The sequence below is a fragment of the Serratia sp. BW106 genome, from assembly GCF_002607755.1.
In the GTDB taxonomy this organism is placed as follows: Bacteria; Pseudomonadota; Gammaproteobacteria; order Enterobacterales; family Enterobacteriaceae; genus Serratia; species Serratia proteamaculans.
In genome coordinates, this window is the sequence record NZ_MCGS01000042.1 from 1 (window position 1) to 14,738 (window position 14,738).

Genomic DNA, 14,738 nt, shown 5'->3' on the forward strand with positions numbered 1-14,738 from the left:
GGCGATGTCCGCCATGCCCATTGGTGCACCCGGGTGGCCGGAATTTGCTTTTTGTACGGCGTCCATGCTGAGTGCGCGGATGGCGTTGGCAAGCTCTTTACGAGAGGACATGTTTTACTCCAGGTCGGATTAAAAAATCGGTCAAGTTTTCTATTTTCTCAGACTCAGCATTAAAACGGCAATCCCTAATGCCAAATGAGAGCGAGTTCACAACTTATTAGCACAATTGGTCGTTTTTTCGGAATAACACTATTTTCCCAATGGCCAGCGTACACTAGTCTCAGGCGGCAAGTTTTCTCTAATTTAAAATGGCACTCCCCCCTTGTTACTATCACAGGAAGATGGCTTTATGAAAATTCGTACCTCTTTGATTGCATTAAGCATTGCCACTTTGGTAAGCGGCTGTCAAAACCTGAATACCGATACCCTGATGCAGTCTGGTGCACAGGCGTTTCAGGCGGCGACATTAAGCAATGACGACGTAAAAACCCTGAGTGATAAATCCTGTGCAGAGATGGACAGCAAGGCACAAATCGCGCCGGCTGACAGTACCTATGCCAAGCGCCTGAACAAAATCTCTGCCGCACTGGGGGATAATATCAACGGCACGCCGGCCAACTACAAGGTTTACGTCACTAAAGACGTGAATGCCTGGGCAATGGCTAACGGCTGTATCCGCGTTTACAGCGGGCTGATGGACATGATGACCGACAATGAAGTGGAAGGCGTGCTGGGTCATGAAATGGGCCACGTGGCACTGGGGCATACGCGTAAAGCCATGCAGGTAGCCTACGGCACCGTGGCGTTACGCACCGCTGCGGCCTCAACCGGTGGCATCATAGGTTCGCTGTCGCAGTCACAACTGGCGGACATGGGCGAAAAACTGGTGAATGCCCAGTTCTCCCAGAAGCAGGAAAGTGAAGCCGATGACTACTCGTTCGATCTGATGAAACAACGCGGCATCGATCCGAACGGCCTGGTCACCAGCTTTGAAAAACTGGCGAAAATGGAAGCCGGTCGTCAAAGCAGCATGTTCGACGACCACCCAGCCTCCGAAGCGCGTGCGCAGCACATTCGCGACCGCATCGCGGCAGGCAAGTAACCCTCATTGCCCTACCGAATAACGGCACCCCAAAGTGGGTTTCTCACTGATTAAGGTGCCGTTTTCAGAAAATAAAAAAACGTATTAATATTAAATCCAGTTTTAAAAACCACTCAACTCTACTTATAGACTTATATAAACAGAACAACTTATAGCAACACATAATAACCATTTATTTTTTGTGATCTTTAACGAAAACTCACCTATGCAGCATTGAAAGTATTCTTAAAACAATATAATACTAAGCCTCCTTATGGACATAAAACAACACTATGGAATGGAGTTATTTATGAAAATCATTGATACATCTTTACTCGATCAAATATCTGGCGGTCGTGGAAATAATGGCGGTGACCGTAGCGATAATGGAGGAAGAAGAAGTCGGAATAATGGCCGCAACGGAGGCGGAGCCCCAAAAACATGCGCAAATGATGTTGGCGTTGGCATCATCACTGGCGCGCTAACAGGTATGGCTGGTGGGCCATGGACGATGATTGGCTTTGCCGTTGCGGGGGCTGCGACGGCAAGTCTCGGTTGCCCTGATAAAAGCCCATATAGAAATAACAACAATAATAACAGAGATGCACTAGCGGGTAACCGCTCCCCAAATAGCGTAAATGGGCAATGCCGCTGGTAATATTTATCTGTATATGCCCCCTCGCTCAATGGGGGCGATTAAGGCGTCAACTCATGAATAAAGCAAGATACTCGTTAATTTCCATTGTCTGGATGCCAGGCTGTTATTTTATTGGCATTAAATCATCATTAAAAATATTACAACCGGCGACCAGCTATGTGGATCTGGTCACGCTGGTTCTTGCTATTATTGGGCTTCGAGTATCCATTTCACTGATAGTCGACGCCCTGGGGATTTTTAATAAAAATTGATTACCTTTGAACGACACCTCGACTGAGTAAGGTGCCGTTCAACCCGTCACGGCTTAGTACAAAGACTTTTGCGGTGGCCCGGCGAAGGTCAGCGGCCCGATACTGTTCATATCCACCTCCACCACCGACGGCCCCGGATAGTTAATCGCCTCCGCCAACACGCCGCTGAACTGTGCTGCGCTGTCGACCTTCCAGGCTTTTAGCCCCATGGCTTCGGCCACCAGCGTAAAGGATGGAGTGTGCAGTTCGTTATAGTACTGACGACCGGCAAAGTATTTATCCTGAATGCCGCGCATCACGCCGTAGCCACCGTCGTTCATGATCAGCAAAGTGATATTGGCCTGCTCCTGCGCCATCGTCGCCAGTTCGCCCAGGCCTAACGCCAGCCCGCCGTCACCCACCAACCCGACCACCTTGCGCTGCGGGTTAGCGATCGCGGTACCGATCGCCATCGGCAAGCCCATGCCAATCGCCCCGGCCAGCGAGTGAATGTTGCATAGCGGAGAAATAGCCCGGAATAGACGACTGCCCCAGACGCTGCCGGAGACGGTGATATCACGCACCAGCAGCCCATCCTGCGGCAGCGCGGCGGCAATGGCGTCGTTCAATTTGGCATATTCCCCCGACTGCTGGCGCAGCGCACTTTCCGCCTGCTGCACCGCAGCGATAATCTTGGCATCCCACTCGGCACTGACCTTCTCACCTGAGCTCAGTCGAGCCGCCAGTGCGTTAAGCAAAGCGCCACAGTCACCGTTGATTTGTTCGTCGGCCAGATAGTTGCGATTGGCCGCCGCCGGATCAATATCAATCTGCACCAATGGGCGCGGCAGCGGCAGCGTCCAGGTACGGGTTTCATTGCTACGCAGGCGCGAACCGGCCACCAGCGTCAGATCGCACTGCGTCAGGATCGCCTCAATGCTCGGTGAATTATGGAATGCACGCAGGCTGCGCGGGTGGCTATCCGGCAGAATGCCGCGTCCGTGGGTGCTGGAGATCACCGCCACACCGGCATCCGCCAGTTTACGTACCGCATCGCCGCAGGCCAGCGCACCGCCGCCCAACCACAGCAGTGGGCGTTTGGCCTGTTTCAGTCGCTGATACAACCGCTCAACCGCGTCGTCACTGGCCGGCGGCAGCGGCGCAGGGGCCACCGACTGGCTCAGCACCGCGCTGGAGACCAGGCTGCTTTGAATATCGATCGGGATCTCCACCGCCACCGGGCCGCAAGGCACCGTCTGCGCGTCGAGAATGGCCCGTTGGATCACCGCCACGGCCTGTTCCGCAGAGTTAACCCGATAAGCGCGTTTGGAGCAGGCGCGCAGGAAACCCAATTGATCGCGGGTTTCATGAATGAACCCGGCGTCGGCATCCAGATAGGCTTTTTCCACCTGACCGGTAATGTGCAGCAGCGGCGTGTTGGCGTTCAGCGCTTCGATCATCGCGCCGACCGCATTGCCGGCACCTGCGCCGGTACTGGTCAAGGCCACGCCCAGACCGGAGAAACGGCCGTGGGCATCGGCCATGGTCACCGCCCCCGCTTCACCGCGCGCCGGCACGAAGCGAATGTTGCCACGTTGCCCCACCGCATCGGCAATCGGCAGATTATGAATCGAAATGATGCCGTACATCGCCGACACTTCGTACTGTTCCAGAGTCCGGGCTATCGCCTCGCCAACCGTTATTTTATCGCTCATCATCTGCCTTCTTATTGTGTTCGTTGTAGGGGTACACACCGTCGACCAAAGCTAATCGCTCCAGCGATTCACCTGATGGCTAAGCGCCAGGTACAGGCTTTTTTGCTGCATGTAGGCTTTGATGCCGTGCAGGCCCTTTTCGCGGCCCAGACCGCTTTCTTTGAAACCGCCGAAAGGCGTAGAAATAGAAAATGTTTTGTAGGTGTTGATCCACACCGTGCCGGTTTCCAATTGCTCCGCCAGCGCCATGGCCCGTGGGAAATCACGGCTCCAGATACCGGCCGCCAGCCCGTATACCGAGTCATTGGCCTGTTCAATCAACTGCTGCTCATCGTCAAACGGCAGCACCACCAGTACCGGGCCAAAAATCTCTTCCTGACAGGCACGGGCGCTGTTGCTCAACCCTTCGATTATCGTCGGCAGGTAATAGCTGCCCTGCGCCAGCAGCGGATCGGCCGGGGCTTCTCCGCCAATCACTACCCGCCCCCCTTCCTGCTGTGCCAGCGCCACGTAATCCGCCACGCTTTGGCGATGCTTTTGGTTAATCAGCGGACCGAGGTGGACGCCCGGCGTCAGTGGATTACCCACCCGCAACCCGGCCGCCAGTTCACTCAGGCGCGCCAGCAACGGCTGGTACAGAGAACGGTGCACAAACAGTCGCGAACCGGCGATACAGGCCTGACCGGCGGAGCTGAAAATGCCGTAACAGATACCGCGTGCCGCCTGTTCCAAATCCGCGTCTTCCAGCACGATGGTCGGCGACTTGCCGCCCAGTTCCAGCGAAGTGGGGATCAGCTTCTCGGCGGCAATGTGTGCCAGATGGCGGCCGGTATTGGTGCCACCGGTAAAGGAAATCTTTTTCACCAACGGGTGACGAGCCAGTGCTTCACCAATCACCGAGCCTTTGCCCGGCAACACGCTGAGCAGCCCGGCCGGCAACCCCGCCTGTTCAAACAGCTCCGCCAGTTTGAGCGCCATCAGCGGTGTGGCTTCGGCCGGTTTGAGGATCACCGCGTTGCCCGCCGCCAGTGCCGGGGCCACCTTTTGCATTTCGCTGGCAATCGGGGAGTTCCACGGCGTAATCGCTGCGATCACCCCCAGCGGTTGATACTGGCTCAGCGTCATCACCTCAGCGCTGCGCTGGGTCGGCAGTTCGCCCTCCAGCACTTCGCAGGCGGCAGCAAAGTAACGGGCGGTCGCCGCCGCACTGGCCACCAGCCCAAGGGTTTCCGCCAGCGGTTTGCCATTGTCGCGGGTCTGCAACTGCGCCAACTCTTCCTGCTGCGCCATAATCAGGTTACTGACGCGGTACAGAATGCTGGCGCGCTGATGTGGTACCAGCCCACGCCACTCGGGCGCACGCCAGGCGCGTTCCGCCGCGGCTACCGCATCATTGACATCTTCAACGCTGGCGGCACGCAGCCGCGCATTGACGCTACCATCGGCCGGAAACACCGAGGTCATCTCATCGCCGCGCCCTTCGCACCAGCGCCCAGCCACAAAAATCTTTAACCTTTCCATGCTCGCTCCTGCCGTTCAGGCAATAAAACCACCGTCGATCAGACGGCGGCAGGCTTGTACCGCGCTCAGCGCCGCCAGGGTTGATGTCTTGGGATTGCTCGCCAGCGGATTACCGCTCAGCTCAATCTGAAATTCACCGAAATTGCCGCACACCTGCAGCCGGTGGGTATTACGTCGGGTGGCGGGATCGACCAGCAATCGCACCTGGGTGGCGTCCATCCCCAACCCGTTGAGCGCAATGGTCGCCGCCACGTTGGCGTTGGCCGGGAACAAGCGTGCCGCCTCGCGCGCCGACCCTTCAAAAAATACCTGCGCCTCGTTCACGGCATCGAGGTCAATCAGTTGCTCTGCCATGCTGCCGCGCCAACTTGCCGGACTTTTACAGGCCTGATAGGTAACGCTGTCCAGCCCGCCTTCGCGCGCCGACGCCAGCCCATCCATCCCCGCCACCGCACCGGACAAAATGATCAACTGACCCTGATGCTGCCGACAGGCCTGCTGCAACCGCTGTTGCAGTGCCGCATCCGCCAGCGCGCCGGTGGAGATCACCGCCAACGGCCAGCCACGCGTTACCACCGCCTCACCAAATTCCACCACCGCCTGCTGGCTGGCACATTCCAGCACCAGATCCGGCTGCTCAGCACACTGATCCGGATGGGTTAACGCCTGCACCTGACCACCAAAGGCGCTGACAATCGCTGCATGATGAGCCGCACGCGCCACGATCCAGCCCACGCTCACCCCATCCGGCAGGCGGGAAAGCACTTCTCTGGCCATTGCGCCGTAGCCAATCATCATGATCTTCTTCATCTTTTCAGCCCCTGCGGTTAAAGATGGCGGTTAAAGCCACCGGAAACGTCGAGCGCCGCACCGGTAGTAAAGGACGCCAGGGGTGAAGCCAGGAACAACAGCGCCTGCGCCGGCTCCTGCGGTTTACCGAGGCGTTTCATCGGGATGCCGCGACGTTCGGCAATCGCCGCCGTCCACTGCTCCCAGCTTTGATCCTTATCGCTGCGCTCGTCGAAACGGCGTCGCCACTGGCCGGACTCCACCATGCCCAGCAGGATCGAATTGACACGGATCCCTTTGTCCACCAGCTCTTTCGACAATGTCAGCGTCATGTTGAGCAGTGCGGCGCGTGCCGCCGAGGTGGCGATCATGTGTTCTTCCGGCTGCAAGGCCAGCAGCGAGTTCACGCAGGTAATTGAAGCGATATCCGAACGCTCCAGCGCCGGCAGAAACGCCTGCACCGGGTTAATCACGCCGAACAGCTTTAGCTCCGCTTCATGCAGCCAGGCCGCACGTGGCGTATGCTCAAAATGCGCGACGAACCCCTGACCGGCGTTGTTGATCAACAGATCCATCCCGCCGAAGTGTGCCGTCACCTGAGCGGCAAACTGTGTCACCTGTGCCTCGTCCAGCACGTCGCAGCACAGCGCCAGGATCTCCGCCTGTGGAAACTCATTACGCAGGCTGGCTTCGGCTCCCGCCAGTTTGTCCGGGTCGCGGCCGCAAAAGGCCACCTTTGCACCCTCCGCCAACAGCAGGCGCAGGGTCTCAAAACCGATGCCCGACGAACCGCCGGTGACTACCGCGATCCGTTGCTCAAGCTGAAAATTCATGATTGGATTGCTCCCGTAAAATCCTGCAGATAACGGTTAAATTGCACCGGCGCGTCGAGATAGCTGGCGTGCCCTGCCTGCTCAATCAGCCGCAGGGGCGCGTCCTGCTGTTGCGCCAGTATTGCCGCCGCTTCAGGCGGCGTGATCCGGTCGCAGTCACCGCACCACACCTGCAGCGGGCCACGGTACTGCGCCAGATGGCGGCCGATATCGTCATTGGCCAGCATCCACGCCGCGCTGAGAAAACCTTCTGGATCCAGCTGCTGCATACCGTTGCGTACCCAGGCGATATCCTGCGGATCCGCGCCATCACGCAACAGCGCAGCCGCCCGCTGTTCGCCATAGCCCTGCGGCCCCAGCTTTTCAATCATCTGTTTGCGCTGGCCATAAACCTGCTGGCGTTTTTCTTCCGACGCAGTGGCATAACCCTGAGCCGGATCCGCCAGCACCAGCCCACATAAACCATCAGGATGCGCAGCGGCATAGGCACTGCCGATCAATGCGCCGAGCGAATGGCCGACAATCAGCGGTTGCTCCAGCTGCAATTCGGCCACCAGCGCCGCCAGAGCAGCAGCATAAGCGGCGGCGTCCGGCCGGCTCACCGTCAGCGGCAGGCTGCCGCCGTAGCCCGGGGCATCCCAGGCCAGCAGGCGGTGGCCGTCGGCCAACCCGCGATCGTTAAACTGCTTGATCCACGAGGCCGAACCGGAACTGATGCCGTGCAGCAACACCACCGGGCGGCCGTGCCCCGCTTCGCGCCAGCTCAGGGTGTAACCCCCGCAGCGCGCCTGCTGACGTTGAACCAGGCCGTTCATCAGTTGCGCTTCACTTTGGACAAGGGGTGATCCGCCGGGTAGGTCGGCGTTTCCGGTTTGGCGGTGCCGAGCATCACGCACATCAGCGCCTCTTCCTCACCGTGGTTAAACAACCCACGGTAGACCCCGGCCGGAACCGAAATCAGATCGCGCTCTTTCAGCTTGGTTTCGTAGTACTCCGTGCCGTCCTGGATCATCAGCGTGATGCTGCCTTTCAGCATAAAGAACACCTCTTCCACATCGTCGTGCAGGTGCAACGGGCCTTCGCATTTCGACGGCAGCACCATGGTGGAGAAGGTGAAATTACCCGCCGGAATGGTGTTGGTGTCATTAACCACCCCGGTAGCCCCGGTGCCGATGTAACGCATCTGCGCGCGGCGGTATTTCGGGTCGTAATCGGCCTGGAACTTCAACGCATTCCAGTCATATTTGCGGCCTTCAAAACGGGCGATACGTGATTCCACCCAATTCTCTATCGACTGATCCTGCGGCTTGACGGCAGCTTGTTTCTCAACCTGGGACATGTTGGTACTCCTCTGTGAATCAATGGGATATCAATATTTCTTCAGCAACGGCAGCAGAATGATGCAGCCGATAAAGGCCATCACCACCAGGAACAGCAAGCCGTTATCCATGTTGCCGGTGGCGGCGATCAGCGCCCCCATCAGCACCGGTGCCAGTGCACCGGCAAAATTACCTAATCCGTTAAAAATACCGCCGGCGGTGGCGCTGACCTTGCTGCTGGTGGCCTTCGCCAACAGGGCAAATACGTTCGGCGCACCGGCCCCCCACATAAAGGTGCTGAAGGCCATGGCAGCGATCACGCTGTAGGTCCCCTGCATATGCAGCACCACGGCCAACCCCAGCCCGGCGCCGCACAGCGAGATAAAGCAGGCCAGCGCACGGCGATCCAGTTTGTCCGACAGCCAGGCCCCGAGCACTTCGCCCAGCAGCATGGCGATAAACGGCAGCGATGACAGGTAACCGGCGTGTTCCAGGTGAATGCCTTTACCCTTGATCAGGTAGCTGGGCAGCCAGCCGTTCATGCCCCACAGGTAGGTCAGGAAGGCGATGTTAAACAGGCAAATCATCCAGAAATTCGGGTTGCGCAGCAGCTCATGGCGATGCTGCTTGCGTTCGGCGACTGCCGGAGGTGAAACGGCAACGGCAGCCGGACGCGACACGTTCAGATGGCGCATGCCAAACAACACCAACAGCATCACCGGCAACGTCAGGAACGCCATAAAGAAGAAGGTGGTTTGCCAGTCAAAGGTGTTGAGGATATACAGCGTGACCGGGAAGCCGAGCGCCGCACCCAGCGGGGTACCGAGCAGCCACAGCATGGTGGCACGCGCCTGCAACCGCTGCGGGAAGGCCTGGCGGATAATGGCGTAGGCCATCGGTAACAGCGGGCCTTCGGCAATGCCGAGTAAAATGCGCAACGTCATCATGGTGTGATAAGAACGGGCCAGGCCCATCAGCACCATCAACACGCCCCACACCACCATCATGCCGATCAAGACTTTTACCGGGTTCAGCCGGTCGCCAATGCCGCTCAACAACATCGAAGAAATGCCGTACGAGAACAAAAACGCGCTCATCAGCAAGCCCAGTCGCGCCGGGTCAAAACTGATGCCCAGCGCCTGCTGGAATTCACTATCGGAAAACAGTGCCGCGATGCTGATCTTGTCGAAAAACGCCAGCAGCACACAGGCAAACAGCGCGATAGGCACCGACCAGCGAACCCGCTGCTGCGGATTTTCGGCAACGGCGTCCCCCACCCGTTCAGCACGGGCGTCAATCTCTTGCGTAGTCATGAAACGCTCCCGAGGTTACGGGCGTTATTTCAACGCCATCAAAGAAAACTCTGCGTCCGCCAACTGCTGCGGTTCCAACACTCGTCCGCTGGCCAGCCAACGTTTGCCCAGCTTGATGGTGCGCGCGTCGTTAAACGCCACCATCTGCACCAACTGACGATCGGCATTCAGCGTAAAGAACACCTGTGACTGCGGTGTACGCCGCACTATGTGATGCACACCGCCGGACGGTACGCCGAGGATCTGGATATTGGCGTCGTATTGATCCGACCACAGCCAGGCCACGTCATCGTAAGGAGAGGCGAAGGCATCCAGCATCGCGCAGGCAGTGCTGATCGCCTGATTCTGCGCGTAGGCCCAGGATTGCAGGCAAAGGCCCAGCGTCGGATGGCGCGCGACGTCACCGGCGGCGAAGATCGCCGGGTGGCTGGTACGCCCCTGACCGTCAACCACGATACCGGCGTCCACCTTCAGCCCGGCACCGTGCGCCAGTTCCAGATTCAACTCCACGCCGATCCCCACCACCACCAGATCAAACGGCTGAGGATCGCTGATGTCGCTGCCGATCCAGGCGCTGCCGTCACGATCTTCCAGTTGGATGTCACCGCAGCCACAATGCACCGTCACGCCCTGCTGCTGATGAAGTTCGAGCAACGCCTGGGAAACGTCCGCGCCGACGCTGCGCATGCACAATGCGGGCTGGCGTTCGAATACCCTGACCTCAGCACCAATGCGCCGTGCCGAGGCGGCAATTTCCAGGCCGATCCAGCCGCCACCGACGATGGCCAGCTTATGGCAACCCTGCAGCGCCTGGCGCAGGCGGGTCGCATCGTCCCAGGAGCGCAGCGTCATCACCCGTGGGTGACTGGCCCAGCGGGCATCCGGCAAACGCGGCCGCCCACCGGTGGCGATCAACAGTTGATCAAACTGCAACTGCTGGCCATCGCTAAGGCTGACAATTTGTTGCTGTGCATCAATGGCTTCGGCACGCAGTGGGCGGCACCAGTCGATGTTCAGCCCGGCCACTACCTGTTCACTGAACAGTCGGCTGAGCGGTGCATTGCCGTCCAGTAACGCCGCCTTGGAAAGCGGTGGACGTTCATAAAAGTCATAGGGCTCGTCACTGACCACCGTCAGCTTGCCGGTGTAGCCCCGGTCACGCAGCGTTTTCGCCGCCCAACCGCCGGCCTGGCCGCCGCCGATAATCAGGATGCCCGCCGGTTGTGGCTGGCTCATAACGCCTCCGGCTTTTTATGCTGGCGGCGCGTGTCGTGGTCGATCCCCCCTTCCACCGCCCACTCGGTGAACGACACCAGTGAGTGTTCCAGCTCGCGGGGCTGCCAGTTTTCGGTCAGGTAATCGTCGTTGGTGTAGTATTCAAACGCCCCGCCGGTCGGGCTGTTGACGTACCAGAAATAGGCCGAGGAGATTGGGTGGCGACCGGGGCCGATAAAGGTGCTCCAGTGCTCTTTGTTCATGGCGATGCCACCGCCGATCACTTCGTGGATGTCGCGTACGGTAAAGGCCACGTGATTCAGGCCCCGTGGGCGATTAGGTAATTTCAGCAGGAACAGGTTGTGATGGCCGCCGCGAGCCTGAGTACGCAGGAATACCGCTCGGTCGATATAGCGGTCCGACACCTGGAACCCCAGCACTTCACAATAAAAGCGCTCGGTCGCGGCCAGATCTTCGACGAAGAACACCACGTGGCCGATATTGATCGGTTGCGCCTGCGCATACACCGGACTTGGCTGATCGATGCGGCGCACGTCGCCCCACTGGTTGATCGGCGACACCGGTAAATCGACTTCACGCTGCTGGCTAACGCTAAAGCGCACCGTCATACCGTTCGGATCGAGACACTCCAGCTCTTCGCCTACCTGACGGAAGCCTGGCATCTGCGCCAACAAGGGCTGCAACGCCGCCAATTCGGCCGGGCTGCCAACGCCCCAGGTCATGCGACGCAGCGTCGAGCCGCCCTCAAATGCCGCCGGTAATGCCTCGCTCTGCAATGGATGCAACACCACGCGCGCCCCGCTCAGGGTAGTGAATTCACGCTGGGTTTCGCCCCAGTGCTGTTGCGCCGCCTGCAGGCCGAAGTCCTGCATGAACTTTTCGCAAGTTGGCAGATCTTCGACGCCAAATTCCAGTTTTTCGATTCCGATTACGCTCATTAATTGTGCCTCACGTTCTCGCTGAATGCGTTTTTCAGGCATGACAAACCCGGGCCCCTGTTTACCATGGGCCTTATCCCTGCCTGAGTCATTGGTAGGGGACGACTCTATTCGTCCCGATTAATGCGGGGGCCGCCTGTCGCGCCCCTGGGAAATCAGTTAACCGGCGTTAGCCTGCGGCGGTGCACCCAGGAAGCCGGAGATTTTCACCGCGGCGTCCCGCACCTCCATGCGTAACCGCTCGCGATCCGCTTTCGGGATCTCATCGGACGGCACCATAATGCTGATCACTGCCTCAACCCGCTGCTCGCGGTTGAAGATCGGATAGACGATGGAAGAGATACCGTGGCGGAAAAACGACTCGCCGATCACATAGCCGCGCGCCTTGTCCTGCTGCACCATCTGCCACAGCGTTTCGCGATCTGCCGGTGTACCTGGGCCACTACCCGGCAGTTGTTCCTGCGGATACAGCAGCTCAAACTCTTCGCGAGTGGCGCTGGTCAATAACATGCGGCCGAGCGAGGTTTGGTGCACCGGCAGGCGGGTGCCGACGCTGACCTGGTTGATTTGCGAACCGGCGGCACTGACGCGGGCGATGTAGATCACGTCGCGCCCATCACGGATCGCCAGATGACTGCTGCATTGGCTGCGATCGCGCAGTTGTTCGATGACCGGCTGACCGGCCTGCGCCACGTCCAGCGAGGCAATATATTCAAAGCCGAGACGCAGCACCTTGATGCCCAGCGAGAAGGTGTTGGTGCGTGGGTTACGCTCCAGAAAACCCAGATGCTCCAGCGTCTGCACCACGCGATAGGCGGTAGCTTTTGGCATGTCGACCAGGCGATGCAATTGGGCAAAGGTCATTTCCTTGTGCTGCTCGCCAAACGCCAGCAACAGTTGCAATCCGCGATCCAGTCCTGGGATCAGATATTTACACCCTTGGTCGTCTGCCATGTGCTGCTCCTGGCTAAAAGGTAGATTAGTTAAAGACGAAACCGCCGTTAACCGGCAACAGTTGACCGGTCACGAAGTTCGCCAGCGGTGACAACAGGTAGAGCACCGTCCCGTTGACGTCGTCAGGATGCTGAGCCCCGGCCAGTGCCCGGCCCTGCTCATACAGCTGATGACGCTCGGCAGGCACATATTCGGTGGCCTCCACCCGCGTCAGGCCCGGGGCAATGGCGTTAACGCAGATCCCCTGCGGGCCCAGTTCCCGCGCCATCGAACGGGTCATTGAGATAATCGCCCCTTTGCTGGCCACATAGGCCATTAAGCGCGGTGCGCCCCACAGTGCAGTATCCGAAGCCACGTTAACGATCTTGGCATGCGGGTTTTGTGCCAGCAGCGGTACCGCCGCCTGGCTCACCAGCCAGGTGCCACGCACGTTGACCTGCATTACCCGATCCCACAGATCGATATCGTATTCCATCATGGTTTTGCCACCCACGCCGGTGGCCAGGGCCGCGTTGTTCACCAACCCGTCGATCGCCCCACCTTCGGCTATGGCGTTAAACGCAGCGCTGATCGAGGCCGGATCGGCCAGATCTATCACCTGGCTTTCAACCTGTGCCCCCTGCTCCCGCAGGCTGGCGGCGCCGTCCGCCAGTTCATCAGCCAGAATATCGCACATCACCACGCTGGCACCGGCGGCAGCAATGGCGGCGGCGAAACTACGCCCCAGCCCACGCGCCGCGCCGGTCACCACAATCCGTTTCCCTGTCAGCAGGCCATTCACTGTGCCGCCTCCTGTTCACTGAGCTGCGCCAGCTGTTTCTGTGCTTCTTTTTGCATCATGCGGCGCAGGCGGGATAGCCCGACGTCATGCTGATACAAATATTCACGACCACGTGCGTTCGGTGCCATGTTTTCCAGCACGATGCGATCCTGCTCCAGAACATCCCAGTGCAGCGACTCCAGGCGATTGCGGTACATAAAGCGCCACATGTCACGCTGCCAGTCTTTTACCTGGCGGATACGCCAGAAGAACACCCGGCAGTGATCCTTGTCTTCCGGTACCACCATGCCGATGATCCAGAAGTGGCCGCCCGGTCCGAAACGTTTTTTGTACGGGATCGACAGACGCATCCAGTAGGCACCGCTGCTGCCAAATTCTACCCAGTCAAAGTTAACGCCGATCTGACCATTCTTCTTAAAGATGAAACCGCTGTCGGTCGGCTCCAGCGCCATGTCTGCCTTGCGATCCCCTTCCGCCATTGAATGCGAAGAAGAATGCAGGTAGGTGCCGTGCATCGGGTCCATCACGTTTTCCAACGCGTACTGATAATTGCAGTCCCAACTGGCGGTACACAGGAAGTTGCTGTAGGACGCTTCGTCCGCCAGTTCCGGCGGGAAGGTCAGCTCGGCCGGCTCTTCATCTGCGGTCACGCCGAAATAGAGAAACACCGCGCCGTAGGCCTCTTTGGCCGGATAGGAACGCAGGCATTTCTGCCCCACCAGCGGGCAACGATCAACCGCCGGTACGTCTTTAACCGTACCGTCACCGCCCACTTCCACGCCGTGATACCAGCAGGCAATGCGATCGCCCAGGTTCCAGCCCATGGAAAGCCGTGCCCCGCGGTGCGGGCAGCGATCTTCCAGCGCATGGATCGCGCCTTCACCATCACGCCACACCACGATCTGCTGCTCCAGGCGCGTAATGCCGACCGGGTTATTGCCAATTTCCCAACTGGCCAGCACCGGATACCACATGCCACGCAGCCCCTGATCGAGATAATCCTGTAAGGCCTGTGCGGAGGATGTTGTGTTTGCTGTCATTGTCTTCTCCCGGGTGTGGATCAGAAACCGTTAACGTGCAGGAACTCGCGGAACGCCGTCTCATTCCACGGCTGGCCATTGCGATCAAACAGGCGGCGCTGATTTAGCGCACTGACGATCTGCTCCAGCTCTTCCGCGCCCTGATCGAAGATCTCTTCCAACGCCGCCACCAGCGCGCTCTCAAAACCGTCCGGCACCCGGGCACGGTTCTGCCAGATGACGTTTTGGAATTGACCAGGTTGATGGATCTGACCGTTGCCGCCTTCGCGCGCCGGGATCACCTGTTGGGTGTCCGGCAGCCAGGGATTGAAATCGGTGATGTGCTGCATG

General features: G+C 58.9%; 17 protein-coding genes. 3 read left to right on the top strand and 14 right to left on the bottom strand.

The window, feature by feature from the left end:
- Positions 1 to 111: hypothetical protein (locus BEI65_RS23050; RefSeq protein WP_133160067.1), on the bottom strand; the 111-nt coding region annotated here is incomplete at its 3' end.
- Between the two features lie 238 nt (positions 112 to 349).
- Here BEI65_RS23050 and BEI65_RS23055 point away from each other — a divergent pair.
- From BEI65_RS23055 to BEI65_RS23065, 3 genes are all read left to right on the top strand, one after another.
- Complete coding sequence (locus BEI65_RS23055) at positions 350 to 1,102, top strand: M48 family metallopeptidase (protein WP_099065249.1); 753 nt, start codon at positions 350 to 352, stop codon at positions 1,100 to 1,102.
- Positions 1,103 to 1,391: 289 nt separating this feature from the next.
- Positions 1,392 to 1,739: a hypothetical protein gene (locus BEI65_RS23060; protein ID WP_099065250.1), complete on the top strand. Its 348-nt coding sequence runs from the start codon at positions 1,392 to 1,394 to the stop codon at positions 1,737 to 1,739.
- 53 nt (positions 1,740 to 1,792) lie between these two features.
- A complete protein-coding gene (locus tag BEI65_RS23065; RefSeq protein ID WP_099065251.1) occupies positions 1,793 to 1,990 on the top strand; it encodes a hypothetical protein in 198 nt (65 codons plus the stop codon).
- Positions 1,991 to 2,043: 53 nt separating this feature from the next.
- Here the strand turns inward: BEI65_RS23065 and BEI65_RS23070 are convergent, their stop codons facing one another.
- The 13 genes from BEI65_RS23070 to BEI65_RS23130 form a co-directional block, all read right to left on the bottom strand.
- A complete protein-coding gene (locus BEI65_RS23070) occupies positions 2,044 to 3,684 on the bottom strand; it encodes a thiamine pyrophosphate-binding protein (protein WP_099065252.1) in 1,641 nt (546 codons plus the stop codon).
- Positions 3,685 to 3,735: 51 nt separating this feature from the next.
- The gene (locus tag BEI65_RS23075; RefSeq protein ID WP_099065253.1) at positions 3,736 to 5,205 is read right to left on the bottom strand and encodes an aldehyde dehydrogenase; all 1,470 of its coding nucleotides are present in this window, start codon (positions 5,203 to 5,205) and stop codon (positions 3,736 to 3,738) included.
- 15 nt (positions 5,206 to 5,220) lie between these two features.
- Positions 5,221 to 6,015 carry an aspartate dehydrogenase gene (locus tag BEI65_RS23080; RefSeq protein WP_099065254.1) on the bottom strand — a complete coding sequence of 265 codons (795 nt, stop codon included), beginning with the start codon at positions 6,013 to 6,015 and terminating at the stop codon, positions 5,221 to 5,223.
- A 17-nt stretch (positions 6,016 to 6,032) separates the two neighbouring features.
- Positions 6,033 to 6,827 carry an SDR family oxidoreductase gene (locus tag BEI65_RS23085; RefSeq protein WP_099065255.1) on the bottom strand — a complete coding sequence of 265 codons (795 nt, stop codon included), beginning with the start codon at positions 6,825 to 6,827 and terminating at the stop codon, positions 6,033 to 6,035.
- Positions 6,824 to 7,642 carry an alpha/beta fold hydrolase gene (locus tag BEI65_RS23090; protein ID WP_099065256.1) on the bottom strand — a complete coding sequence of 273 codons (819 nt, stop codon included), beginning with the start codon at positions 7,640 to 7,642 and terminating at the stop codon, positions 6,824 to 6,826. Before BEI65_RS23090 ends, BEI65_RS23085 begins: the two co-directional genes overlap by 4 nt.
- Complete coding sequence (locus BEI65_RS23095; RefSeq protein ID WP_085119009.1) at positions 7,642 to 8,166, bottom strand: cupin domain-containing protein; 525 nt, start codon at positions 8,164 to 8,166, stop codon at positions 7,642 to 7,644. The genes BEI65_RS23090 and BEI65_RS23095 overlap by 1 nt, the downstream gene beginning before the upstream one ends.
- Before the next feature lie 30 nt (positions 8,167 to 8,196).
- Positions 8,197 to 9,459 (bottom strand): MFS transporter, encoded by a 1,263-nt coding sequence (locus tag BEI65_RS23100; RefSeq protein WP_099065257.1) that lies wholly within the window; start codon positions 9,457 to 9,459, stop codon positions 8,197 to 8,199.
- A gap of 24 nt (positions 9,460 to 9,483) precedes the next feature.
- Positions 9,484 to 10,695, bottom strand: coding sequence for an NAD(P)/FAD-dependent oxidoreductase (locus BEI65_RS23105; protein WP_099065258.1), 1,212 nt, complete (start codon positions 10,693 to 10,695; stop codon positions 9,484 to 9,486).
- Positions 10,692 to 11,633: a VOC family protein gene (locus tag BEI65_RS23110; RefSeq protein ID WP_099065290.1), complete on the bottom strand. Its 942-nt coding sequence runs from the start codon at positions 11,631 to 11,633 to the stop codon at positions 10,692 to 10,694. The genes BEI65_RS23105 and BEI65_RS23110 overlap by 4 nt, the downstream gene beginning before the upstream one ends.
- A gap of 159 nt (positions 11,634 to 11,792) precedes the next feature.
- Complete coding sequence (locus BEI65_RS23115; RefSeq protein WP_012146667.1) at positions 11,793 to 12,587, bottom strand: IclR family transcriptional regulator; 795 nt, start codon at positions 12,585 to 12,587, stop codon at positions 11,793 to 11,795.
- Positions 12,588 to 12,612: 25 nt separating this feature from the next.
- Positions 12,613 to 13,368, bottom strand: a complete 756-nt coding sequence (locus tag BEI65_RS23120; RefSeq protein ID WP_099065259.1) for an SDR family oxidoreductase — start codon at positions 13,366 to 13,368, stop codon at positions 12,613 to 12,615.
- The gene (locus tag BEI65_RS23125; RefSeq protein ID WP_099065260.1) at positions 13,365 to 14,408 is read right to left on the bottom strand and encodes an aromatic ring-hydroxylating dioxygenase subunit alpha; all 1,044 of its coding nucleotides are present in this window, start codon (positions 14,406 to 14,408) and stop codon (positions 13,365 to 13,367) included. The genes BEI65_RS23120 and BEI65_RS23125 overlap by 4 nt, the downstream gene beginning before the upstream one ends.
- A gap of 20 nt (positions 14,409 to 14,428) precedes the next feature.
- Entirely contained in the window at positions 14,429 to 14,737 is a 309-nt protein-coding gene (locus BEI65_RS23130) for a recombinase-like helix-turn-helix domain-containing protein (RefSeq protein ID WP_099065261.1), read from the bottom strand.
- Position 14,738: the final 1 nt, after the last annotated feature.